A 23294-nucleotide genomic window follows, 5' to 3' on the forward strand; every position below is an offset into this window, starting at 1 on the left:
TACACAGGCCCACTTAGTACAGCAGGAGATCAGCCAGCACCGATAGTTGAGAAACTAGAGTTTACAGGTGGTGTGAACGCGGTAGAAGCAGCAGTACATGAAGTACCAGAGTACACAGGTCCACTTGGTACAGCAGGAGACCAACCAGCACCGACAGTTGAGAAACTAGAGTTTACAGGTGGTGTGAACGCGGTAGAAGCAGCAGTACATGAAGTACCAGAGTACACAGGTTCACTTGGTACAGCAGGAGACCAACCAGCACCGACAGTTGAAAAACCAGAGTACAAATTGAACTTAATTCCACTCGCTGATACTAAGATTCCAGAAGTTAAACATGATGATCAGAAGGAGCTTCCGGCAACAGGTGAAAGCAAATCTGATACAGCTCTCTTCCTTGCAGGCGTTAGCCTAGCTCTATCCGCTATCTTTATCGCGAAAGGGAAAAAGGAATAGCATCTGATTACCTTTGTTTTTGACAAATTTTAGCATCAAGAGAAAGTGAAAAAGACAGCTCCATAACCTCTACAATAGTTAGAGAAACTATCAAAAGAGTTAAGGTGCTGTTGGGATAAACTATTGAGCTATAAAGAATAAAAATCCTGAGAAGTAAAATTCTCAGGATTTTGCTTATTGTTGCGGTTGACTTGGTTGGTTTTGCTCAGCAGGTGCAGTGCCTGATTGTTGAGGAATCGTCTGCGTTTGACTTGTGTTTGGAGTAGTTGAACTTGACTGAGAAGTCGAACTCTCAGATGTTGAGCTAGAACTTTCAGATGTAGAACTTTGTTGTGTAGATGATGAAGGGGTCCACGTATTGCGTGCTCCATTCTTAAAGACAAATTCTCCGCTTCTGTAAAGGCCTTCAGGCATGGTCCAATCCCCTGGATGGTCATCTGTTGAGAGGTAGGTCATCATCGAACGGTAGACCTTAGCTGCAACGTAGAAGCCATCACCAACGATAGGAGTAAGTCGGTTAGAGTAACCGGTCCAGACAGCCATTGAATATTTACGAGTATAGCCGACAAACATTTCGTCTGGAGCTACATAACCAGAGTTTTTAATGTATTTCTCGATTTCATCATCTGTATAGTTTGATGTACCAGTCTTACCAGCTTGTGGTAGCCATGAAAGGTAGGCTCCACGACCAGTTCCGTAGGTTAAGACTGTTTTCATCATTTCCGTCATCATGTAGGCAGTAGTTTCTTTCATAGCGCGTGTTCCTGAATCAGAAAACTCTTTTGAACTACCATCACTAAAGATGATTTTGTTGATGTACATTGGCTTATGGTAAATACCGCCATTGGCAAAGGCAGCATAGGCTGCGGCCATTTTTTCACTGCTTGCCCCATACTTTTTGTTAGATTCGGTTGTGTTACTTGAAATCGCGTTGGCATAGTGCATATCTGGGTAGTCAATACCGAGTCCATTTAGGAAGGTCTTGGCTCTATCCAAACCGACTTTATTCAAGGTTTCTACAGCTGTAACGTTCCGTGATTGTTGAAGAGCATACTGCAACGTGATGTTTCCAAAGTAACTCTTATCCCAGTTGTAGACAGGTGTGTTGGTGCCAGGATAGTTATATGGTACGTCGTGAACAACCGAAGCGGTTGAGTCATAGATATCGTACTCCAAGGCTGGCGCGTAATCTGTGATGGGTTTCATGGTTGAACCCCAGTCGCGGTTTGTTTCGACAGCTTGGTTCATACCGAAGGAAACATTGCTAGATTGATGGCGTGCACCTAGCTGGGCAATCACCTTTCCGTTTGTGACATCAACGATGGTAGAAGCTACTTGCAACTCATCATCTGGATAATTAACGTATTCGTCGGTATTGTAGATATCCCAGAGACGTTGTTGAACGGCTGGATCAACATTGGTATAAACTTCCATTCCCGTTGTCAAAAGGTTGTAGCCTGTTTCTTGTTCGACTTGATCAATCACTTCTTTGAGGTAATTGTCCATATACGGAGGATAGCTATTAGCAGATTTTAGACTTTGAAGTCCGTCTGTAATAGGAGTGTTAATGGCTTTTTCGTATTGTTCGGCTGTAATGTAACCTTGTCCCTTCATCTCGGAGAGAACCAGATCTCGGCGTTCTTGTGCCGCTTCTGGATGAGAGTAGGGATCATACTGATTTGGAGCCTGGGGCATTCCAGCTAGGAGAGCCAATTGAGGTAGACTTAAATCTTTGAGGTCTTTACCATAGTAGTTTTGGGCTGCCGTTTGCATCCCGTAATTTCCGTTGGACATATAGACCTTGTTGATGTAGTAAGTTAGGATCTCTTGTTTGGTTGCTTTTTGTTCTAACTGAACGGCTAGCCAAGCTTCCTGTGCCTTACGTGAAAGTGTTTGATCAGATGTTGACGTTGAGAAATAGGTTAGTTTAATCAACTGCTGTGTCAAGGTAGAACCACCTTGAAGACCACCCCCACCACGGAGGTTTCGTAAGGAAGCGCCTAGGATACGAATCGTATCTACTCCTCGGTGACTGAAGAAACGATGATCTTCAATAGAGACAATTGCATTGACCAGCTCCGTAGGGATTTCATTAGCCTGTGCATTGACACGGCGCTCAGAACCCAGATCAGCGATCAGTTCATTTTTGCTGTCATAGATCTTACTAGACGTTGTAGCGACTAGTTTGCTTTCGGATAGAGCCGGAGCCTTGCTTACATAGTACAGAAAAAGGCCTCCACCTAGCATAATAGCTGCGATAAATAAGGTCAAAAGGCAGATACTGACATACTTAGCTATTCGCAGGAAAGTTTGTTTGTTCATCTTGTTTTACCACCTAGTAAATGTTCTTTGATAACTTCGAGATAGGGAATCTGTGGAAAGGCACCAGGCTCAATCCTATATCCATTTTCTCGAATATATCCAAGTGGCATTGACTTTTGTCCCATATCTTGATGATAGAAACGAATCAAATCAATGGCCGACAATAAGTAGGTTTCTTGCTGAGAAGAAAAGTGAAGGAGGACAAAGCAGATTCCTTGCTGGGCAAGAACTTGTTCCATATGCTGGATCTGATGGAGATGAAAATTCTTCATCGGAATCGCATGTTTTTGCCTGGTTTCCTTTGCTTCAAAGTCGATGTAGTATCCATCATAAACCCCTGAATAGTCAGTCGTTGAGGCCTGTCTAAAGTAGGCTTCAACGATCTTGGCTCGACTTCGTTGGGGATAGTCGACACGTACGATTTGGATGGGAGTCGGTTTCTTGTGAATCACTGCCAATCCATGTGACAAATAGTAGTCGTTCGTAGCGTTGATCATCTTTTCAAAAGACATTCCCCGATTTGCGAAATTTTTAGTTTGTGACGGGGGGGCTTGTCTCTTCTGTGATGAAAGTTTATGTGGATAGTTGACCATAATTCTCCTTATTGGTACAATAACATCACTCTATTATATCATAAATTTACAAAGAAAGGGTTAAAAATGACAACAGCCTTGATTTTAGGTTATTCAGCCTTCGACCTTGGTCTCTTTAATGACAAGGATATTCGCGTTGATATTATCAAAACAGCCATTCAGAGAGATCTAGAACGTCTAGCAGAAGAAGGGGTGACCTGGCTTGTCTTTACAGGAACTCTGGGCTTTGAGTACTGGGTGCTTCAAGTGGCAAAAGACATGCAAGCAGACTATGGCTTTCAGTTGGCGACCATTTTTGATTTTGAAACCCATGGTAGTAATTGGAATGAAGCAAATCAAGCGAAATTGAGTGAGTTCAAGCAGGTTGACTTTGTCAAATACGCCTATCCACAATATGAGCACAAGGGACAATTACGCGATTATCAGAAATTTCTGCTGGAAAATACGGAAGGGTGCTATCTCTTTTATGACGAAGAAAATGAAACCAAGCTACAGTATTTTTACCAGATGATGAAAAATAAAGAAGGCTATATTACAAAAAGATTAACATTTGAGGATCTGAACGAAATAGTGGAAAATTTTTCCGAAAAGTGAGGCTTTGACCTTGATTTTTGTTTGTCTTTTTTTATATAATAAGAATAGCAATCAAGAATGGAGAGAGAAATGGCAAGTATTATTTTTTCAGCAAAAGATATTTTTGAACAAGAGTTTGGACGTGAAGTTCGCGGATATAGTAAGGCAGAGGTAGACGAGTTCCTAGATGATGTGATCAAGGATTATGAGACTTACGCAGCTTTGGTCAAATCTCTTCGTCAGGAAATTGCTGATTTGAAGGAGGAATTGTCTAACAAGCCACAGGCAAGTTCTACTCAACAAAGTTCTATCGAAGTAACAAGTTCTACTCCAATGACAAATTTTGATATTTTGAAACGATTGAATCGACTTGAAAAAGAAGTATTCGGTAAGCAAATCGTAGACAATTCTGAGTTGTAATTAGGTGTCTATTAGATGCAATTTTTGGATAATCGCGTGAAGAGAATCCCTTTTCATGAGGAAAGTCCATGCTAGCACAGGCTGTGATGCCTGTAGTGTTTGTGCTAGGCGAAACCATAAGCCTAGGGACGAGAGATCGTTACGGCAGTCGAAATGGCTAAGTCTTTGGATAGGTCAGAGTAAGCTTGAAAGTGCCACAGTGACGGAGTCTTTCTGGAAACGGAGAGAGTGGAACGCGGTAAACCCCTCAAGCTAGCAACCCAAATTTTGGTCGGGGCATGGAGTGCACGGAAACGAACGTAGTACTCTGACTGCTATCAGCTATAGGCTGTTAGCGGTAGACAGATGATTATCGAAGGAAGTGGTCCTAGTCACTTCTGGAACAAAACATGGCTTATAGAAAATTGCATATAGGTTGGGGCTGAGAACTTTTTCTCAACCTCATTTTTTAAAGTGAACAAAAGAAAGGTCTTGCAAGACTAGAAATGAAAGAAAAATTTAATTTAATCGCAACTGCTGCGGCGGGTCTCGAGGCTGTCGTTGGACGTGAGGTGCGAGACCTGGGCTATGATTGCCAGGTTGAAAATGGCCGTGTTCGTTTTCAAGGAGATGTGAAGGCAATCATCGAGACCAACCTTTGGCTTCGTGCAGCTGACCGTATCAAGATTGTAGTTGGGAGCTTTCCGGCTAAGACCTTTGAAGAACTTTTCCAAGGAGTTTTTGCTCTAGATTGGGAAAACTATCTCCCGCTCGGGGCACGTTTCCCTATTTCAAAGGCCAAATGTGTCAAGTCTAAACTGCACAATGAGCCTAGTGTTCAGGCTATTTCCAAGAAGGCGGTTGTGAAGAAACTGCAAAAACACTATGCCCGCCCAGAAGGTGTTCCCTTGATGGAAAATGGTCCTGAGTTTAAGATAGAGGTGTCCATCCTTAAAGATGTGGCAACTGTCATGATTGACACGACAGGTTCTAGCCTCTTTAAGCGCGGTTATCGTACGGAAAAGGGTGGAGCTCCTATCAAGGAAAACATGGCAGCAGCCATTTTACAACTCTCTAACTGGTATCCAGACAAGCCCTTGATCGATCCGACCTGTGGTTCAGGAACTTTCTGTATCGAGGCGGCTATGATGGCTAGAAAGATGGCGCCGGGGCTTCGCCGTTCCTTTGCTTTTGAGGAATGGAACTGGGTTAGCGATCGGTTAATCCAAGAAGTTCGCACAGAGGCTGCTAAGAAAATCGATCGTGAGATAGAATTGGATATTATGGGCTGTGATATTGATGCTCGGATGGTTGAGACTGCTAAGGCCAATGCTCAAGCAGCTGGTGTAGCTGGAGATATCACTTTTAAACAAATGCGGGTACAGGATTTGCGTTCAGACAAGATCAATGGCGTTATCATTTCCAATCCACCATATGGGGAGCGCTTGTCTGATGATGCAGGAGTTACAAAGCTCTATGCAGAAATGGGGCAGGTCTTTGCGCCATTGAAAACCTGGAGCAAATTTATCCTGACGAGTGACGAAGCTTTTGAAAGTAAGTACGGAAGCCCAGCGGATAAAAAGCGCAAACTTTATAACGGAACCTTAAAAGTGGATTTGTATCAATACTTTGGTCAGCGTGTGAAGCGCCAAGAGGTAAAGTAGAAAGGAAGACAGATGAGTAAAAAAAGACACAATCGTCATAAAAAAGAGCATCAAGAATCCAAATTTGATTTTGACGAGGCGAAAGATCTGACAGTTGGTCAAGTCATCCGTAAAAATGAAGAAGTTGAAGCTGGAGTATTGCCTGAGGACAATATCTTGGATAAATACATCAAACAGCACCGCGAGGAAATCGAGGCGGACAAGTTTGAAACACGTCAATTTAAAAAAGAAGAACTGCAGGAAGCTCAGGCTCAAGAAGAATTGACGACACAGGAAATCTCAGAAATCACTGAAGAGTCGGCACCAATCATAGAGGAACCCGAGACAGTTTCAGAAGAAACGGTGTCAGACTCAGTGGAAACTACAAGCTCGGATGTGATTTTGCCTCCTTTGGGAGAAGAAAATCAAGACTTGGAACCGCTTGTGTTGGAAAAGCAAACGCCAGCAGAGGTTGCTGATGAGAAAGAAGAGGAAGAGACGGCTCTACTTTCACGCTCAGCTCAGGCAGAATCAGAAACAGTTTCTAATTCTAAAAAGAAGCGCGTGTTTGTTATCGGTTCAGCCCTAGCAGCAGCCCTTATCTTGGCAGGTAGTTACTATATCTATCACCAAGTAAACCGCTCCAACCAAGCCATCCAGTCTTCTCAGTCTTCTTCTAACAATCAAGAAACACAAACAGCCCTACAAGAGTTTAATACCCTCTACGATGCCTTTTATACGGATGCTAATAAAACAGCTTTGAAAAATAGTCAGTTTGACAAGTTGAACCAACTCAAGGCTCAACTAGATAAACTCGAAGGTAGCCGAGAGCACACTCTGGCCAAGTCTAAGTATGATAGTTTAGAAACTCAAATCAAGGCTGTGCAAGAAGTGAATAATCAGTTTGAAACTCCAGCAATTACTGACGGTGTCTTGGATACCAATGCAAAGGTCAAGGCAGACGCTAAATTTACAGAAATTAAAACAGGAAATACAGAGCTAGATAAACTGTTAGATAAGGCCATTAGCCTGGGTAAGAGCCAGCAAACAAGCGCCTCTAGTTCTAGTTCAAGTAGCAGTAGCCAAGAAAGTTCAAGTACAACGACTGATAGCAGTACGAGCAGTTCGTCTGCTTCATCAAGTTCAGCATCTGCCAGCAGACCAGAAAGTGGAGGTTTGTCTAGCGATGGTGTCAATCTTCAAAGAAGTGCTAGTCGTGTACCGTACAACCAATCCGCTGTAGAGGATAGCAACAACCCTGCCTGGACTTTTGCGGACGGTGTCCTTGAACAAATCCTAGCAACGTCACGCGCTCGTGGCTATATCACTGGCAATCAATATATCCTAGAACGGGTCAATATCGTAAACGGAAACGGTTATTACAACCTCTACAAACCAGATGGAACCTATCTCTTTACTCTTAACTGTAAGACAGGATACTTTGTCGGTAATGGGGCTGGTCACGCGGATGACTTGGATTACTAGGAGTCCGTTACAAAATTCTTTCCTTTCATAGGTAAAAATGATAAAATAAAACATATTAAACAAGAGGAGTGTCACATGACAAAAGCTAACTTTGGTGTCGTAGGTATGGCCGTAATGGGTCGTAACCTTGCCCTAAATATCGAATCTCGTGGTTATACAGTTGCCATTTACAACCGTAGTAAAGAAAAAACAGAAGACGTGATTGCTTGCCATCCAGAAAAGAACTTTGTGCCAAGCTATGACGTTGAAAGCTTTGTAAACTCAATCGAAAAACCTCGTCGTATCATGCTCATGGTTCAAGCTGGACCTGGTACAGATGCAACTATCCAAGCCCTTCTTCCACACCTTGACAAGGGTGATATCTTGATAGATGGAGGAAACACTTTCTATAAAGATACCATCCGTCGTAATGAAGAACTAGCAAACTCAGGTATCAACTTTATCGGTACTGGAGTTTCTGGTGGTGAAAAAGGTGCCCTTGAAGGTCCTTCTATCATGCCTGGTGGCCAAAAAGAAGCCTACGAATTGGTTGCTGATGTTCTTGAAGAAATCTCAGCTAAAGCACCAGAAGATGGCAAGCCATGTGTGACTTACATCGGTCCTGATGGAGCTGGTCACTATGTGAAAATGGTCCACAACGGTATTGAGTACGGTGACATGCAATTGATCGCAGAAAGCTATGACCTCATGCAACACTTGCTCGGTCTTTCTGCAGAAGATATGGCTGAAATCTTTACTGAGTGGAATAAGGGTGAATTGGACAGCTATTTGATTGAAATCACAGCTGATATCTTGAGCCGCAAAGACGATGAAGGTCAAGATGGACCAATCGTAGACTACATCCTGGATGCTGCAGGAAACAAAGGAACTGGTAAATGGACTAGCCAATCAGCACTTGACCTTGGTGTGCCATTGTCACTAATTACTGAGTCAGTATTTGCCCGCTATATCTCTACATACAAAGAAGAGCGTGTACATGCTAGCAAGGTGCTACCAAAACCAGCTGCCTTCAAGTTTGAAGGGAACAAGGCTGAGTTGATTGAAAAAATCCGTCAAGCCCTTTACTTCTCAAAAATCATCTCATACGCACAAGGTTTTGCTCAATTGCGTGTGGCTTCTAAAGAAAATAACTGGAACTTGCCATTTGCGGATATCGCATCTATCTGGCGTGATGGCTGTATCATCCGTTCTCGTTTCTTGCAAAAGATCACAGATGCCTACAACCGTGATGCAGACCTTGCAAACCTTCTCTTAGATGAGTACTTCTTGGATGTTACTGCTAAGTACCAACAAGCAGTTCGTGATATCGTAGCTCTTGCGGTTCAAGCTGGTGTACCAGTACCAACCTTCTCAGCAGCTATTACTTACTTTGATAGCTATCGTTCAGCAGACCTTCCAGCTAACTTGATCCAAGCGCAACGTGACTACTTTGGTGCCCACACTTACCAACGTAAAGACAAAGAAGGAACCTTCCACTACTCTTGGTATGACGAAAAATAAGTAGGTCTGCCATGGGGAAACGGATTTTATTACTTGAGAAAGAACGAAATCTCGCTCATTTTCTCAGTCTGGAACTCCAAAAAGAGCAATACCGTGTTGATCTTGTAGAGGAGGGGCAAAAAGCCCTCTCCATGGCTCTCCAGACAGATTATGACTTGATTTTACTGAATGCTCGTCTGGGGGATATGACGGCCCAGGATTTTGCAGAGAGGCTGAGTCGGACAAAACCAGCCTCAGTGATCATGGTCTTGGACCATCGCGAAGAATTGCAAGACCAGATTGAGACAATCCAGCGCTTCGCCGTTTCTTACATCTATAAGCCAGTGATTATTGATCAGCTGGTGGCTCGTATTTCAGCGATTTTCCGAGGTCGGGACTTTATCGACCAACACTGTAGTCAGATGAAGGTCCCAACGTCTTACCGCAATTTGCGTATGGATGTAGAACATCATACCGTTTATCGTGGCGAGGAGATGATTGCTCTGACGCGCCGTGAGTATGACCTTTTGGCCACTCTCATGGGAAGCAAGAAGGTCTTGACTCGTGAGCAGTTGTTGGAAAGTGTTTGGAAGTACGAAAGTGCGACAGAAACCAATATCGTGGATGTTTATATCCGTTATCTACGTAGCAAGCTTGATGTAAAAGGTCAAAAAAGCTACATTAAAACAGTGCGTGGTGTTGGTTACACCATGCAAGAATAGAAAAGCAGTTGCAGTTGTGTAACTGCTTTTTTTGAGGAACTCCTATATATTGACATACAGTCGGGCCTTTGCTACAATCAGTTATGGAGGAAAGATCTAATGAAAAAATTTAAAATAATGATGCAAGTTGAACTCGCAGTCTTCTTTCTTGGTCTGTTAGCGACAAGTACAGTATTGGCGGATACCACAGGTGGATAGTTTGTTGATAAGGACAATAGAAAATACTATATAAAAGATGACCATAAAGCGATCTATTGGCATAAAATAGACGGTAAAATGTACTATTTTGATGATGGAGAAATGGTAGTCGGCTGGCAATACTTAGAAATTCCTGGGACGGGTTATCGTGATGATTTATTTGATAATCGTCCAGTTTTCGAAATTGGCCTTCAATATAAATGGTACTACTTTGATCAAGATGGGGTATTACAAGAATTTGTTGGCTGGCAACAATTAGAGGTTAAAGATTCATTAACTGTTGGTAAAAAATATGGTGAAGGCTTTGAAGGCCCAGAAGTTCTTAAATTAGCAAATTATTACTTTAATGAAGATCATTCTTTAAAGACAGGTTGGCTCTACGATCAATCTAACTGGTACTATCTAGCAAAAACAGGTCATTTAGGAAAAGACTACCTTGGTGGTGAAAGACGTGCGGGTTGGATAAACGATGATTCGACTTGGTACTACCTAGATCCAACAACTGGTATTATGCAAACTGGTTGGCAATATCTAGGTAATAAGTGGTACTACCTCCGCTCATCGGGAGCTATGGCGACTGGTTGGTATCAGGAAGACTCCACTTGGTATTATCTAGATGCTCAAAATGGAGATATAAAGACAGGCTGGGCTTATGTTGGTAATAAGTGGTACTACCTTCGTTCATCAGGAGCTATGGCAACTGGTTGGATTAAGGATGGTTCGACTTGGTATTACCTAGACCAACCAAATGGTTCTATGAAGACAGGTTGGTTTAAGGTCGGTGGCAAATGGTACTATGCTTATAGCTCAGGCGCTTTAGCAGTTAGTACAAGAGTGGATGGCTACTACGTCAACTATAATGGCGAATGGGTCCAATAATGAAAGAGGCGATTGTGAAGGAAACAATCGCTTTTTTTGTGAAAATATAATAAAATAGATAGGAGAAAATACTACTGTATGAAAAGTAAGACGGTCTTTTCGTCTAGTTGAAGGAAAAAATGACAAAAAAAGTTGGTGTCGGTCAGGCACATAGTAAGATTATTTTAATAGGGGAGCATGCGGTCGTTTACGGTTATCCTGCCATTTCCCTGCCTCTTTTGGAGGTGGAGGTGACTTGTAAGGTAGTTCCTGCAGCGAGTCCTTGGCGTCTCTATGAGGAGGATACCTTGTCCATGGCAGTTTATGCTTCGCTGGAGTATTTGGATATCAAAGAAGCCTGTATTCGCTGTGTGATTGACTCAGCTATTCCTGAAAAACGGGGGATGGGTTCGTCAGCAGCTATCAGCATAGCGGCCATTCGAGCTGTTTTTGACTACTATCAAGCCGACTTGCCTCATGATGTGCTAGAAATCTTGGTCAATCGGGCTGAGATGATTGCCCATATGAATCCTAGTGGTTTGGATGCAAAAACCTGTCTCAGTGACCAACCCATTCGCTTTATTAAAAACGTTGGTTTTACAGAACTTGAGATGAACCTATCCGCTTATTTGGTGATTGCAGATACAGGCGTTTATGGTCATACACGCGAAGCTATCCAAGTGGTTCAAAGTAAGGGCAAGGATGCCTTACCGTTTTTGCATGCCTTGGGAGAATTGACCCAGCAAGCAGAAGATGCGATTAGACGAAAAGATGCTGAAAGACTGGGACAAATCCTCAGTCAAGCGCATTTACATTTAAAAGAAATTGGTGTCAGCAGCCCTGAGGCAGACTCCCTCGTTGAAACGGCTCTGAGCCATGGTGCTCTAGGTGCCAAGATGAGTGGTGGTGGACTTGGGGGCTGTATTATCGCCTTGGTAGCCAATCTGGACCAAGCGCAAGAACTAGCAAAACGATTAGAAGAGAAAGGAGCTGTTCAGACATGGATCGAAAGCCTGTAACAGTACGTTCCTACGCAAATATTGCCATTATCAAATATTGGGGAAAGAAAAAAGAAAAAGAGATGGTTCCCGCTACTAGCAGTATCTCTCTTACTTTGGAAAATATGTACACAGAGACGACTTTGTCGCCTCTACCGACGGATGCGACTGCTGATGCCTTTTATATCAATGGTCAGCTCCAAAATGAGGCTGAGCATGCCAAAATGAGCAAAATCATTGACCGCTACCGTCCAGATGGTGAGGGATTTGTCCGAATTGATACCCAAAACAACATGCCTACTGCGGCTGGCTTGTCATCCAGTTCTAGTGGTTTGTCCGCCTTGGTCAAGGCATGTAATACTTATTTCAAGCTTGGTTTGAATCGGAGCCAGTTGGTGCAGGAGGCTAAGTTTGCCTCAGGTTCTTCCTCCCGCAGTTTTTATGGACCACTGGGTGCCTGGGATAAGGATAGTGGGGAAATTTACCCTGTAGAGACAGACCTGAAACTAGCTATGATTATGTTGGTGCTAGAGGACAAGAAAAAACCAATTTCTAGCCGTGATGGTATGAAACTTTGTGTGGAAACCTCGACGACTTTTGATGACTGGGTGCGTCAGTCTGAGAAGAATTATCAGGATATGCTGGTTTATCTCAAAGAGAATGATTTTGCAAAGGTTGGGGAATTAACGGAGAAAAATGCCCTTGCTATGCACGCTACGACGAAAACAGCATCACCAGCCTTTTCATATCTAACGGATGCGACTTATGAAGCGATGGACTTTGTCCGCCAACTTCGTGAGCAAGGGGAGGCTTGCTACTTTACCATGGATGCTGGTCCCAATGTCAAGGTTCTCTGTCAAGAGGAAGACCTGGAGCATTTGTCCGAAATCTTTGGTCAACGTTACCGCTTGATTGTGTCAAAAACAAAGGATTTGAGCCAAGATGATTGCTGTTAAAACTTGCGGGAAACTCTATTGGGCAGGTGAATATGCTATTTTAGAGCCAGGACAGTTAGCCTTGATAAAAGCTATCCCCATCTATATGAAGGCTGAGATTGCTTTTGCTGATAGCTACCGTATCTACTCAGATTTGTTTGATTTCGCAGTGGACTTGACGCCAAATCCTGACTACAGCTTGATTCAAGAAACGATTGCTTTGGTGGGAGACTTCCTTGCTGTTCGCGGTCAGACTTTGCGACCTTTTTCCTTGGAAATCCGTGGGAAAATGGAACGGGAAGGCAAAAAGTTCGGTCTGGGTTCTAGTGGTAGCGTCGTTGTCTTGGTGATCAAGGGCTTGCTGGTTCTATATGGTATTACGGTTGATCCGGAACTCTTGTTCAAGCTGGCTAGCGCGGTCTTGCTCAAGCGAGGCGACAATGGTTCTATGGGAGACCTTGCCTGTATTGTGGCAGAAGATTTGGTTCTCTACAAGTCATTTGATCGAAAGAAGATAGCTGCTTGTTTGAAAGAAGAAAGCTTGGCAACAGTTTTGGAGCGTGATTGGGGCTTTTCTATCTCACACGTACAACCTGCCCTAGAATGTGATTTCCTAGTGGGATGGACCAAGGAAGTAGCTGTATCGAGTCAAATGGTCAAGCAAATCAAGCAAAACATCAATCAGAATTTTTTAAGTTCCTCAAAAGCAACGGTGTCTGCTTTGGTAGAAGCCTTGGAGCAGGGGAATGCAGAAAAAATTATCGAGCAGCTGGAAACAGCCAGTCAGCTTTTAGAAGGCTTGAGCCCAGATATTTACACACCTTCGCTGAGACAGTTGAAACAAGCCAGTCAAGATTTGCAGGCTGTTGCCAAGAGTAGTGGCGCTGGTGGAGGTGACTGTGGGATTGCCTTGAGTTTTTATGAGCAATCAACTGAAACCTTAAAAAATCGCTGGGCCAATCTGGGGATTGAGCTCTTATACCAAGAAAGGATAGGACATGACGACAAATCGTAAGGACGAGCATATCCGCTATGCCCTTGAGCAGAAAAGTTCCTATAATAGCTTTGATGAGGTGGAGTTGATTCATTCTTCCCTGCCTCTTTACGACCTGGATGAGATTGATTTGTCTACAGAATTTGCAGGTCGAAAGTGGGACTTTCCTTTTTATATCAATGCCATGACGGGTGGAAGCGATAAGGGGAGAGAAATCAATCAAAAGCTGGCTCAGGTGGCAGAAGCCTGTGGGATTTTGTTTGTGACGGGATCTTATAGCGCAGCCCTCAAAGATCCAACAGATGACTCTTTTTCTGTCAAATCTAGCCATCCAAATCTCCTCCTTGGAACCAATATTGGCTTGGACAAGCCTGTTGAGTTAGGACTTCAGACTGTGCAAGAGATGAATCCTATTCTCCTGCAAGTGCACGTTAACGTCATGCAGGAATTGCTCATGCCGGAGGGAGAAAGGAAGTTCAGAAGCTGGCAATCGCATCTGGCAGATTATAGCAAGCGGATCCCTGCTCCTATTATTCTAAAGGAAGTGGGCTTTGGAATGGATGTGAAGACCATCGAAAGAGCCTATGATCTGGGCGTTCGAACTGTTGACCTGTCAGGTCGTGGTGGTACCAGCTTTGCTTACATCGAAAACCGTCGCAGTGGCCAGCGTGACTATCTCAATCAATGGGGACAATCCACCATGCAAACTCTTCTCAATGCCCAAGACTGGAAAGACAAAGTCGAACTCTTGGTTAGCGGAGGCGTTCGGAATCCGCTAGATATGATTAAGTGCCTGGTATTTGGTGCCAAGGCTGTAGGACTGTCACGTACTGTTCTAGAGTTGATTGAAACCTACTCCGTCGAAGAGGTGATTGGTATTGTCCAAGGCTGGAAAGAAGATCTGCGTTTGATCATGTGTGCTCTTAATTGTGCCACCATAGCAGATCTGCAAAACGTAGACTATATTCTTTACGGCAAACTCAAAGAAGCTAAAGATCAGATGTAGAGAGGTCGGGACAAGAATCCCGCCCTTTTTTGTAGTCTTTTGTCCAACGGTAGTGGGCTGAAAGAACCTAGCTTGTAGGAGCGATTTCTGTCCTATCTCCTTTTTCCATCCTCAGACCGAGGTGACTTTTTTGAATTGTGATAAAATAGAAGGGAGAGGAAGCACTATGAAAAAATTTCAAATCTTTTTATTTATTGAAGCCTGTCTGTTGACGGGAGCTCTGATTTTGATGGTATCAGAGCATTTTTCGCGTTTTCTACTGATTCTATTCCTCTTTCTTCTCCTGATACGCTATTATGCAGGCAAAGAGGGCAACAACTTTCTCCTCCTTGTGGCTACCATTCTTTTCTTTTTCATCGTCATGCTCAATCCCTTTGTGATTTTAGCTATCTTTGTAGCGGTCATATACAGCCTCTTTCTTCTCTATCCGATGATGAATCAAGAAAGAGAGGAGACCGATTTGGTCTTTGAAGAGGTGGTGACAGTTAAAAATGAAAAGAATCGTTGGTTTGGCAATCTCCATCATTTCTCTAGTCACCAGACCTGCCAGTTTGATGATATCAACCTCTTTCGCCTCATGGGCAAGGACACCATTCATTTAGAAAGAGTTATCCTAACCAATCATGACAATGTCATTATCCTTAGAAAGATGGTCGGAACGACTAGAATTATCGTACCTGTAGATGTGGAAATTAGTCTCAGTGTCAACTGCCTCTATGGAGATCTTACCTTCCTTCATCAACCTAAGAGATCCCTTCGCAATGAACACTATCATCAGGAAACCAGGGACTATCTCAAGAGTAACAAGAGCGTCAAAATTTTCCTAACTACTATGGTTGGCGATGTGGAGGTGGTCAGAGGATGAAAAAGCAATCGTATCTGTTAATCGGCCTGACTTCCCTCCTCTTTCTCCTCTTTTTGGCTAATAGTTTACTTGATATTTTTGAACTGGATTGGTCCTATTTGCTACAGGATATCGAGAAAACAGAGAAACTCATCTTCTTGATCTTGGTCTTTAGCCTTTCCATGACCTTCTTTTTTGTCCTCTTTTGGCGCGTGATAGAAGAAGTCTCTCGCAGAAAAATGCAAGTTAATCTCAAGCGACTGCTGGCAGGAAAAGAGGTAATTTCCTTTGCAGATCCAGACTTGGACGCCAGTTTTAAGTCCTTGTCTGGCAAGCTCAACCTCTTGACAGAAGCTGTTCAAAAAGCTGAAAATCAAGGCCTGGTCAGGGAAGAAGAAATCATCGAGAAAGAAAGAAAGCGGATTGCACGTGACCTGCACGATACAGTTAGTCAGGAGTTGTTTGCGGCCCATATGATTTTATCAGGTGTCAGTCAGCAGGTTTTGAAGCTGGATAGAGAAAAGATGCAGACCCAGTTGCAAAGTGTCGCAGCTATTCTCGAAACAGCCCAGAAAGATTTGCGGGTTTTGCTCCTACATTTGCGACCTGTTGAGTTGGAAGAGAAGAGTTTGGTTGAGGGGATTCAAATCCTCTTAAAAGAGCTTGAGGACAAGAGTGATCTCAAGGTTAGTCTCAAGCAAAATGTGTCTAAATTGCCTAAGAAAATCGAAGAACATATCTTCCGTATTCTTCAGGAGTTGATCAGCAATACCCTTCGCCATGCTCAGGCATCTTGCCTAGATGTCTACCTCTATCAGACAGATGTTGAATTGCAGCTGAAGGTGGTGGACAATGGGATTGGATTCCAGTTAGGGAGTTTAGACGGCTTGAGTTATGGACTGCGAAATATCAAGGAGCGGGTCGAAGATATGGCAGGAACGGTTCAACTTTTGACAGCTCCAAAGCAAGGACTGGCGGTTGATATCCGTATTCCCCTGCTAGACAAGGAATCATAAAGGAGTAGAGATGAAAATTTTACTGGTAGATGACCATGAAATGGTCCGATTGGGCTTGAAAAGCTACTTTGACCTCCAAGATGATGTAGAAGTTGTGGGCGAGGCGGCCAACGGTATTCAAGGGATTTCCTTGGCCTTGAAACTGCGTCCAGATGTCATTGTCATGGATATCGTCATGCCTGAGATGAATGGGATTGACGCGACCTTGGCCATCCTCAAAGAATGGCCTGAAGCCAAGATATTAATTGTCACCTCTTACTTGGACAATGAAAAAATTATGCCGGTCTTGAATGCGGGTGCCAAAGGTTATATGCTCAAGACTTCTAGTGCAGACGAACTGCTTCATGCCGTCCGCAAGGTGGCTGCTGGAGAGCTTGCTATTGAACAAGAGGTCAGCAAGAAGGTCGAATACCACCGTAATCATATGGAGCTTCATGAGGAGCTGACTGCGCGTGAGCGAGACGTGCTCCAACTCATCGCTAAGGGCTACGAAAATCAACGCATTGCAGATGAACTCTTCATCTCTCTCAAGACGGTCAAGACCCACGTGTCCAACATCCTAGCCAAGCTTGAGGTCAGTGATCGCACCCAGGCTGCGGTCTATGCCTTTCAGCACCACTTGGTTGGGCAGGAGAACTTTTAGATGAGTCTTGTAGATTTACTTGAGGAGCTAGAAGCAGCAAAAGATCCGAAAAAGGCAGGCCCCATGGAAGCCTATATGCGTCATCAATTTCCCTTTTTAGGTATTGAAGGTCCTGAAAGAAATGAGCTTTATAGAAAATACTTTCCAAGCGCGAAAAAAACAAAGATGATCGATTGGGATTTTGTAGATATCTGCTGGGAAAAGGAGCCTAGAGAATACCAGTATGTGGCTGCCAACTATTTGAAAGCCATGCAGTCTTATCTAACGAAGGACGATTTGCCTAAACTTGAGCGTCTGGTCGTGACCAAGTCCTGGTGGGACACGGTAGATATCTTAGATCGAGTAGTAGGAAGTTTGGTAGCCGACTATCCGGAACTTGAAGAAGTGATTTTAAAATGGAGCCTATCAGATAATATCTGGCTGAGACGAGTCGCTATTGACCACCAGTTGTTAAGGAAAGAGAAAACAAATGTCCAACTAATGGAAAAGATCCTACTCAATAATCTGGACCAGACAGAATTTTTTATCAACAAAGCCATCGGCTGGGCTCTAAGAGACTACTCTAAAACCAATCCCGAATGGGTAGCACGTTTTATTGAAAAAAATAAGAAGAGAATGGCTGAACTTAGTATCAGGGAAGCGAGCAAGTACCTCTAGCACTATTGAAAAGCGCATTCATTACTTGAAAATTAACCGTAGTTTATGCTATAATAGACTGTATTTAAAAAATTTTAAGGAGAAATGACAGAATGTCTGTATCATTTGAAAACAAAGAAACAAACCGTGGAGTCTTGACTTTCACTATCTCTCAAGACCAAATCAAACCAGAATTGGACCGTGTATTTAACTCAGTAAAGAAAACTCTTAACGTTCCTGGTTTCCGTAAAGGTCACCTTCCACGCCCTATCTTCGACCAAAAATTTGGTGAAGAAGCTCTTTATCAAGATGCAATGAACGCACTTTTGCCAAACGCTTATGAAGCTGCAGTAAAAGAAGCTGGTCTTGAAGTGGTTGCGCAACCAAAAATTGACGTAACTTCAATGGAAAAAGGTCAAGACTGGGTTATCACTGCTGAAGTCGTGACAAAACCTGAAGTAAAATTGGGTGACTACAAAAACCTTGAAGTATCAGTTGATGTAGAAAAAGAAGTGACAGATGCTGACGTTGAAGAACGTATCGAACGCGAACGCAACAACTTGGCTGAATTGGTTATCAAAGAAGGCGCTGCTGAAAATGGCGACACTGTTGTGATTGACTTCGTTGGTTCTATCGACGGTGTTGAATTTGACGGCGGAAAAGGTGAAAACTTCTCACTTGGACTTGGATCAGGTCAATTCATTCCTGGTTTTGAAGACCAATTGGTTGGACACTCAGCTGGCGAAACTGTTGATGTTATCGTAACATTCCCAGAAGACTACCAAGCAGAAGACCTTGCAGGTAAAGAAGCTAAATTCGTAACAACTATCCACGAAGTAAAAGCAAAAGAAGTTCCAGCTCTTGACGATGAACTTGCAAAAGATATCGACGAAGAAGTGGAAACTCTTGACGAATTGAAAGAAAAATACCGCAAAGAATTGACTGCTGCGAAAGAAGAAGCATACAAAGATGCCGTTGAAGGTGCAGCAATTGATAAAGCTGTAGAAAACGCTGAAATCGTAGAACTTCCAGAAGAAATGATCCACGAAGAAGTTCACCGTTCAGTAAATGAATTCCTTGGAAACTTGCAACGCCAAGGTATCAACCCTGACATGTACTTCCAAATCACTGGAACTACTCAAGAAGACCTTCACAAACAATACGAAGCAGAAGCTGAGTCACGTACGAAGACTAACCTTGTTATCGAAGCAGTTGCCAAAGCTGAAGGATTTGACGCTTCAGAAGAAGAAATCCAAAAAGAAATCGAGCAATTGGCAGCAGACTACAACATGGAAGTTGCACAAGTTCAAAACTTGCTTTCAGCTGACATGTTGAAACACGATATCACTATCAAAAAAGCTGTTGAATTGATTACAAGCACTGCAACAGTAAAATAATTTTAAAAGAGAAAAAGCCCACCTGACTAGGTGGGTTTTCTGCTTGTCTATTTTCCAAAAATCTCTTTGAGGTCTGCATCTGTAATCCCGATCATGGCTGGGATGCTAGACCAGTTTTCCTCGGTGAGGATGTAGGATTGTTCAGAGTCACTTGCTGTGGTAGTTTCAGAGAAGGCTTGTTTGCTTTCTTCAATATTAGTTTCAATTAAATCACTGAAACGCTCAATCAGATAGGTCTTGCGGGCAGTCCCGATATGCTTGACTGCATAGTCAAAGGCCTGTAATTCACCAAGAAGGATGAGCTTGCTCTTGGCCCGTGTGATAGCTGTATAGATGAGATTGCGCTCCAGCATGCGCTTGCTAGCACTGGTGATGGGCAGGATGACAACAGGAAACTCACTTCCTTGAGACTTATGGATGCTCATTGCATAGGCTAGTCGAATCTTGTACCATTCGTTACGTGGGTAGATGACCTCATTGCCATCAAAATCAATGACAATCTCGTCTTGTTTGGACTCGGTGTACTTTCCAGGAATCAGGTCAGTGATGTAGCCTAGGTCTCCATTAAAGACATTGACTTCGGCATCGTTGACTAGGTGAATGACCTTGTCCCCTGTTCGATAGTGACACTGAGTTGCTTCAAAGCTCACTTGCCCCTTTTGCTGAGGATTGAGCAGGTCTTGCATGAGTTGGTTGATGGCGTCAATACCAGCAGTTCCTCGATACATAGGCGCTAGCACCTGAATATCGCGAGCCGGAATGCCACTTCTGAGGGCAGCACCAAGAATTTTCTCAATCGTAGCTGGGATATGGCCACTAGCGATTTCAAAGTAGGAACGGTCAGCTTTTTTCTGGGTAAAGTCAGCTGGCAAGATGCCTTGTCGAATTTGACTCGCCAAGGTAACGATAGTTGATTCTTCGCTCTGACGGTAAATCCGTTCTAAACGAGTCTGCGGAATCAGGGATATCTGGAGCAGGTCGGCCAGAACTTGTCCAGGACTGACAGAAGGCAACTGGTCACTGTCTCCCACGATGAGGATTTTACTGTTAGAGGAGATATTGGAGAAGAGTTGGTTGGCTAGCCAAGTATCCACCATGGAAAACTCATCTACAATGATAAAATCGGCATCCAGATAATCTTCCAGATGACTGGTATCATCGTCTCCCGTCATCCCCAAATGACGGTGTATGGTCGCGCTAGGCAAACCTGTTAATTCATTCATGCGCCGAGCCGCTCGACCAGTTGGAGCAGCAAGAAGGATAGGCAGATTGCTTTTTTTCCTGAGATCAAGCCCTTCTAAAAGGGCATAAACAGCGATAATTCCATTGATAACAGTCGTCTTACCTGTACCAGGTCCACCTGTCAGGATAAAGACCTTGTTCTGGATAGCGTCGCAGATAGCCTGTTTTTGAATGCTATCGTACTGAATCCCCAGTTCTTGCTCGACAGTAGAGATATGCTTGTGAATGGTTTCCAAATCCTGATTTTTCTGCTTTTCTTTTTCAAGGATATGAACCAAGTGGCTACGGATGCCTTCCTCAGCGAAAAAGAGGCTATTATCAAAGATTTTAGTGTCAATCTGCTGAACCTTGTCTTCTTCAATCAGATGAGATAATTCCTGAGCGACTTGGCTGGGATCGAGTTCCACGGGACGGGAAGATTCGAGGAGAGTCAGGGTTTGTTCCAGCAAGTCTCGGGCTTCCATATAGGTATCGCCTGTATCCATACAACCTTGAAAGAGACTATGGACAAGGCCAGCACGGAAGCGCTCGGGAGCTTGGCTTTCGATACCTAGTTCGGCAGCTAATTGGTCAGCAATGGTAAAGCCCAAACCCTTGATATCCTCAACCAGTTGATAGGGATAATTTTCGACAATATCCAGCGTTTCTTCCTTGTAAAAGTCTTGAATCTGAAAGGCTAGTTTATTGGGAATGCCGTAGTTGGCCAGTTTTGCCAAAACCATCTCTGTCCCATAGTTGAGACGGAGGGTGGAGACAAAAGTCTCACGGTTTTTGGCAGAGAGTCCAGCAATGCTTTCCAGTTTTTCAGGATGCTCCAGAATTTCGTCTATGGTATTTTCGCCATAGGTATCAACGATTTTCTGGGCAGTCTTGAGACCGATTCCCTTAAAATGACTGCTGGAGAAATACTTGACCAAACCCTTGCTAGTGGGTTTTGCTCTTTCATAACGACTGATTTGTAGCTGTTCACCATACTTGGAGTGCTGAACGATTTGCCCCCAAAAGGTATAGTCTTCGCCCTCAATCACATCAGCCATGGTTCCTGTAACGATGATTTCAAAATCGTCAAAGTCCTCCGCATTGGTATCTTCGATATCTAGGAGGAGGATGCGATAGAAATTACTGACGTTTTCAAAAATAATGCGTTCAATGGTGCCTGAAAAATAAACTTCCATAGGTTTCCTTTACATGAGTTAATGAGAGTTGGACCTTAGCTTCTTTCAACAAGCTAGGAGACTAAAAGTCCTTCTTCTTGCAATAGAAAAAGAGACTGAGACTTAGCATTCTCGGCCTCTTCCTTATCTTAAAAAGTTCCGATACGGTTAAGTGGCCAGAAACGGAATTTTGCTTCACCTTTTATATCGCTGGCCTTGAAGGTACCGACATGACGGCTGTCGCTAGAGACTAGACGATCGTCACCAAGGAGAAGGTATTCGCCTTGAGGGACAGTATAGCTGAAGCTGGTATTGGAATTGATATCGACTGTAAAGGCCTGTGCCTTTTGAGCAAGTTCTCTAAAGTAAACTCCCTTATTGCCTTCAAATCCTTTTCCAGTATAGGTGTTCTGCAACTTTTCTGTTTTGAACAAGTTGAGGTACTCAGCTAGGTAAGGTTCATTCGTTTCTTCACCGTTGATAAAGAGTTTGTCATTTTCGTAGCGGATGGTATCTCCGGGCATACCGATGACCCTTTTGACAATGTCTTTATTTCCGTCTTCCTCATGCGCAACCACGATGTCGAAGCGGTCAATTGGGAGATGTTTAACAACGAAGAGAACTTCTCCGTCGGCTAGGGTAGGGTCCATCGAGTGTCCTTCCACGCGGACATTGCTCCAAAGGAAAATGCGGCTAAGGCCTACCAGCGCGATAATCAGGAAGAAAACTCCCCATTCTTTTAGAAATGATTTAAACGAATTCATGATTTACCTTTCTAGAAGTGCTTTGGCTTTTTCAGTGTTTTTAAAATGCAGTTTGGCACAGAAATGAAGTCCTTTCATTCCATAGGCCTGAAGGATTTTACTAGCAACCTTATCTGATGCAGTTCCAGCGCCACTTGGCAGTTGATAGCCCAGTTCTCGTCCCAGATTTTCTAGATTTTCAAGAAAGAGATCACGAGCGATGATGGAGCTAACCGCAACAGCCAGGTATTTGCCCTCAGCTTTTTCTTCCAAAGTGATCTTATTTGGGAAACGGTTGGCTTCTTGCGCCAAGTACTTATCATAGTTTTTTGGACTTGTAAAAGCATCAATCACGATTTTCTCTGGCTGGACCCCTTTTTGAAGCAGGAGAAAGATAGCCTGGTTGTGAAGGGCAACCTTTACAGAAACAGCATTGTAACGCTCTCCGATAACTTCGTTGTACTTGCTCGGTGAGAGAAGTAGTGCTTGATGTGGAATCTTTTCCTTGAGGATAGGGGCAATCTGACGAATCTTTTGGTCGGTCAGAGTCTTAGAATCCCCCACACCGAGTTTTCGTAGGAAGTCATACTGGTCAGGTGTCACGAAGGAAGCCACGACAGCTAGTCCGCCAAAGTAGGAACCATTTCCCACCTCATCAGTCCCAATCATAGGAAAATCTTGTCCACTGTTTTCTTGTTGAACCTCATAGCCAAAGAAACTGGCGTACTGCTCAGCAGCTTCGCCCTGGAGGAGAACTTTTCCTGAGGTATAGACGGAAACTGTTGCCTGAGGCAGTCGCAAAAAATAGCGGATATAGGGATTTTTACTAGGACTGAGAGCCTTCTGATACTGACTTAAAAAGCTCTGAATTTCCTGTTCACTTGGTGTGAGTGTGATACTTGCCATAGTCTCTATTGTACCACAAAAGCAGGAGAATTGGTAAAAACTGACAAAGTTAGCG

Annotated in this window: 21 protein-coding genes, 1 other RNA gene and 1 pseudogene; 18 read left to right on the top strand and 5 right to left on the bottom strand. The window is 43.5% G+C overall.

Annotated elements, in window-relative coordinates; genetic code table 11:
• On the top strand, positions 1–453 hold a 453-nt coding region (locus K1I53_RS03575), incomplete at its 5' end, for an SIALI-17 repeat-containing surface protein (RefSeq protein WP_223328431.1).
• A gap of 174 nt (positions 454–627) precedes the next feature.
• Here K1I53_RS03575 and pbp1a read toward each other — a convergent pair.
• Both pbp1a and recU read right to left on the bottom strand, forming a co-directional pair.
• Positions 628–2775, bottom strand: coding sequence for a penicillin-binding protein PBP1A (gene pbp1a, locus K1I53_RS03580; protein WP_223328432.1), 2148 nt, complete (start codon positions 2773–2775; stop codon positions 628–630).
• A complete protein-coding gene (gene recU / locus K1I53_RS03585; RefSeq protein ID WP_223328433.1) occupies positions 2772–3368 on the bottom strand; it encodes a Holliday junction resolvase RecU in 597 nt (198 codons plus the stop codon). Before recU ends, pbp1a begins: the two co-directional genes overlap by 4 nt.
• 66 nt (positions 3369–3434) lie before the next feature.
• On the opposite strand from recU, the gene K1I53_RS03590 reads away from it, so the two are divergent.
• The 17 genes and pseudogenes from K1I53_RS03590 to tig all read left to right on the top strand — a co-directional run bounded on the left by K1I53_RS03590 (position 3435) and on the right by tig (position 19194).
• Positions 3435–3962, top strand: coding sequence for a DUF1273 domain-containing protein (locus tag K1I53_RS03590; RefSeq protein WP_223328434.1), 528 nt, complete (start codon positions 3435–3437; stop codon positions 3960–3962).
• 69 nt (positions 3963–4031) lie between these two features.
• Entirely contained in the window at positions 4032–4361 is a 330-nt protein-coding gene (gpsB, locus tag K1I53_RS03595; RefSeq protein ID WP_000146526.1) for a cell division regulator GpsB, read from the top strand.
• A 20-nt stretch (positions 4362–4381) separates the two neighbouring features.
• Positions 4382–4763: RNase P RNA component class B (rnpB, locus tag K1I53_RS03600), an RNA gene on the top strand.
• Between the two features lie 83 nt (positions 4764–4846).
• The gene (locus tag K1I53_RS03605; RefSeq protein ID WP_223328435.1) at positions 4847–6004 is read left to right on the top strand and encodes a THUMP domain-containing class I SAM-dependent RNA methyltransferase; all 1158 of its coding nucleotides are present in this window, start codon (positions 4847–4849) and stop codon (positions 6002–6004) included.
• 12 nt (positions 6005–6016) lie between these two features.
• A complete protein-coding gene (mapZ, locus tag K1I53_RS03610) occupies positions 6017–7468 on the top strand; it encodes a cell division site-positioning protein MapZ (RefSeq protein WP_223328436.1) in 1452 nt (483 codons plus the stop codon).
• Positions 7469–7543: 75 nt separating this feature from the next.
• Entirely contained in the window at positions 7544–8968 is a 1425-nt protein-coding gene (gene gndA / locus K1I53_RS03615) for an NADP-dependent phosphogluconate dehydrogenase (protein ID WP_223328437.1), read from the top strand.
• Between the two features lie 11 nt (positions 8969–8979).
• Positions 8980–9669, top strand: a complete 690-nt coding sequence (locus tag K1I53_RS03620) for a response regulator transcription factor (RefSeq protein ID WP_000518005.1) — start codon at positions 8980–8982, stop codon at positions 9667–9669.
• 99 nt (positions 9670–9768) lie between these two features.
• Positions 9769–10746, top strand: a pseudogene (locus tag K1I53_RS03625) (N-acetylmuramoyl-L-alanine amidase family protein).
• A gap of 119 nt (positions 10747–10865) precedes the next feature.
• A complete protein-coding gene (gene mvk, locus K1I53_RS03630; protein ID WP_223328438.1) occupies positions 10866–11744 on the top strand; it encodes a mevalonate kinase in 879 nt (292 codons plus the stop codon).
• A complete protein-coding gene (gene mvaD, locus K1I53_RS03635; protein WP_223328439.1) occupies positions 11726–12679 on the top strand; it encodes a diphosphomevalonate decarboxylase in 954 nt (317 codons plus the stop codon). Before mvk ends, mvaD begins: the two co-directional genes overlap by 19 nt.
• The gene (locus K1I53_RS03640; protein ID WP_223328440.1) at positions 12666–13673 is read left to right on the top strand and encodes a phosphomevalonate kinase; all 1008 of its coding nucleotides are present in this window, start codon (positions 12666–12668) and stop codon (positions 13671–13673) included. Before mvaD ends, K1I53_RS03640 begins: the two co-directional genes overlap by 14 nt.
• Positions 13657–14658 carry a type 2 isopentenyl-diphosphate Delta-isomerase gene (gene fni / locus K1I53_RS03645; protein WP_223328441.1) on the top strand — a complete coding sequence of 334 codons (1002 nt, stop codon included), beginning with the start codon at positions 13657–13659 and terminating at the stop codon, positions 14656–14658. Before K1I53_RS03640 ends, fni begins: the two co-directional genes overlap by 17 nt.
• Before the next feature lie 166 nt (positions 14659–14824).
• On the top strand, positions 14825–15523 hold the full coding sequence (liaF, locus tag K1I53_RS03650) for a cell wall-active antibiotics response protein LiaF (RefSeq protein ID WP_038804107.1): 699 nt from the start codon (positions 14825–14827) through the stop codon (positions 15521–15523).
• A complete protein-coding gene (locus K1I53_RS03655; protein ID WP_223328442.1) occupies positions 15520–16518 on the top strand; it encodes a sensor histidine kinase in 999 nt (332 codons plus the stop codon). Before liaF ends, K1I53_RS03655 begins: the two co-directional genes overlap by 4 nt.
• 10 nt (positions 16519–16528) lie before the next feature.
• Positions 16529–17161, top strand: a complete 633-nt coding sequence (locus K1I53_RS03660) for a response regulator transcription factor (protein ID WP_084860263.1) — start codon at positions 16529–16531, stop codon at positions 17159–17161.
• Positions 17162–17818: a DNA alkylation repair protein gene (locus K1I53_RS03665; RefSeq protein ID WP_223328443.1), complete on the top strand. Its 657-nt coding sequence runs from the start codon at positions 17162–17164 to the stop codon at positions 17816–17818. It begins immediately after the preceding gene.
• A gap of 92 nt (positions 17819–17910) precedes the next feature.
• A complete protein-coding gene (gene tig, locus K1I53_RS03670) occupies positions 17911–19194 on the top strand; it encodes a trigger factor (protein ID WP_000116504.1) in 1284 nt (427 codons plus the stop codon).
• A 47-nt stretch (positions 19195–19241) separates the two neighbouring features.
• Here tig and recD2 read toward each other — a convergent pair whose 3' ends face one another.
• From recD2 to rnhC, 3 genes are all read right to left on the bottom strand, one after another.
• On the bottom strand, positions 19242–21611 hold the full coding sequence (recD2, locus tag K1I53_RS03675; RefSeq protein WP_223328444.1) for an SF1B family DNA helicase RecD2: 2370 nt from the start codon (positions 21609–21611) through the stop codon (positions 19242–19244).
• Positions 21612–21739: 128 nt separating this feature from the next.
• Positions 21740–22354, bottom strand: a complete 615-nt coding sequence (gene lepB, locus K1I53_RS03680) for a signal peptidase I (protein ID WP_223328445.1) — start codon at positions 22352–22354, stop codon at positions 21740–21742.
• Positions 22355–22357: 3 nt separating this feature from the next.
• Positions 22358–23239: a ribonuclease HIII gene (rnhC, locus tag K1I53_RS03685; RefSeq protein WP_223328446.1), complete on the bottom strand. Its 882-nt coding sequence runs from the start codon at positions 23237–23239 to the stop codon at positions 22358–22360.
• Between the last annotated feature and the right edge of the window lie 55 nt (positions 23240–23294).

It is taken from the genome of Streptococcus oralis, assembly GCF_019929365.1.
GTDB lineage: Bacteria > Bacillota > Bacilli > Lactobacillales > Streptococcaceae > Streptococcus > Streptococcus oralis_BT.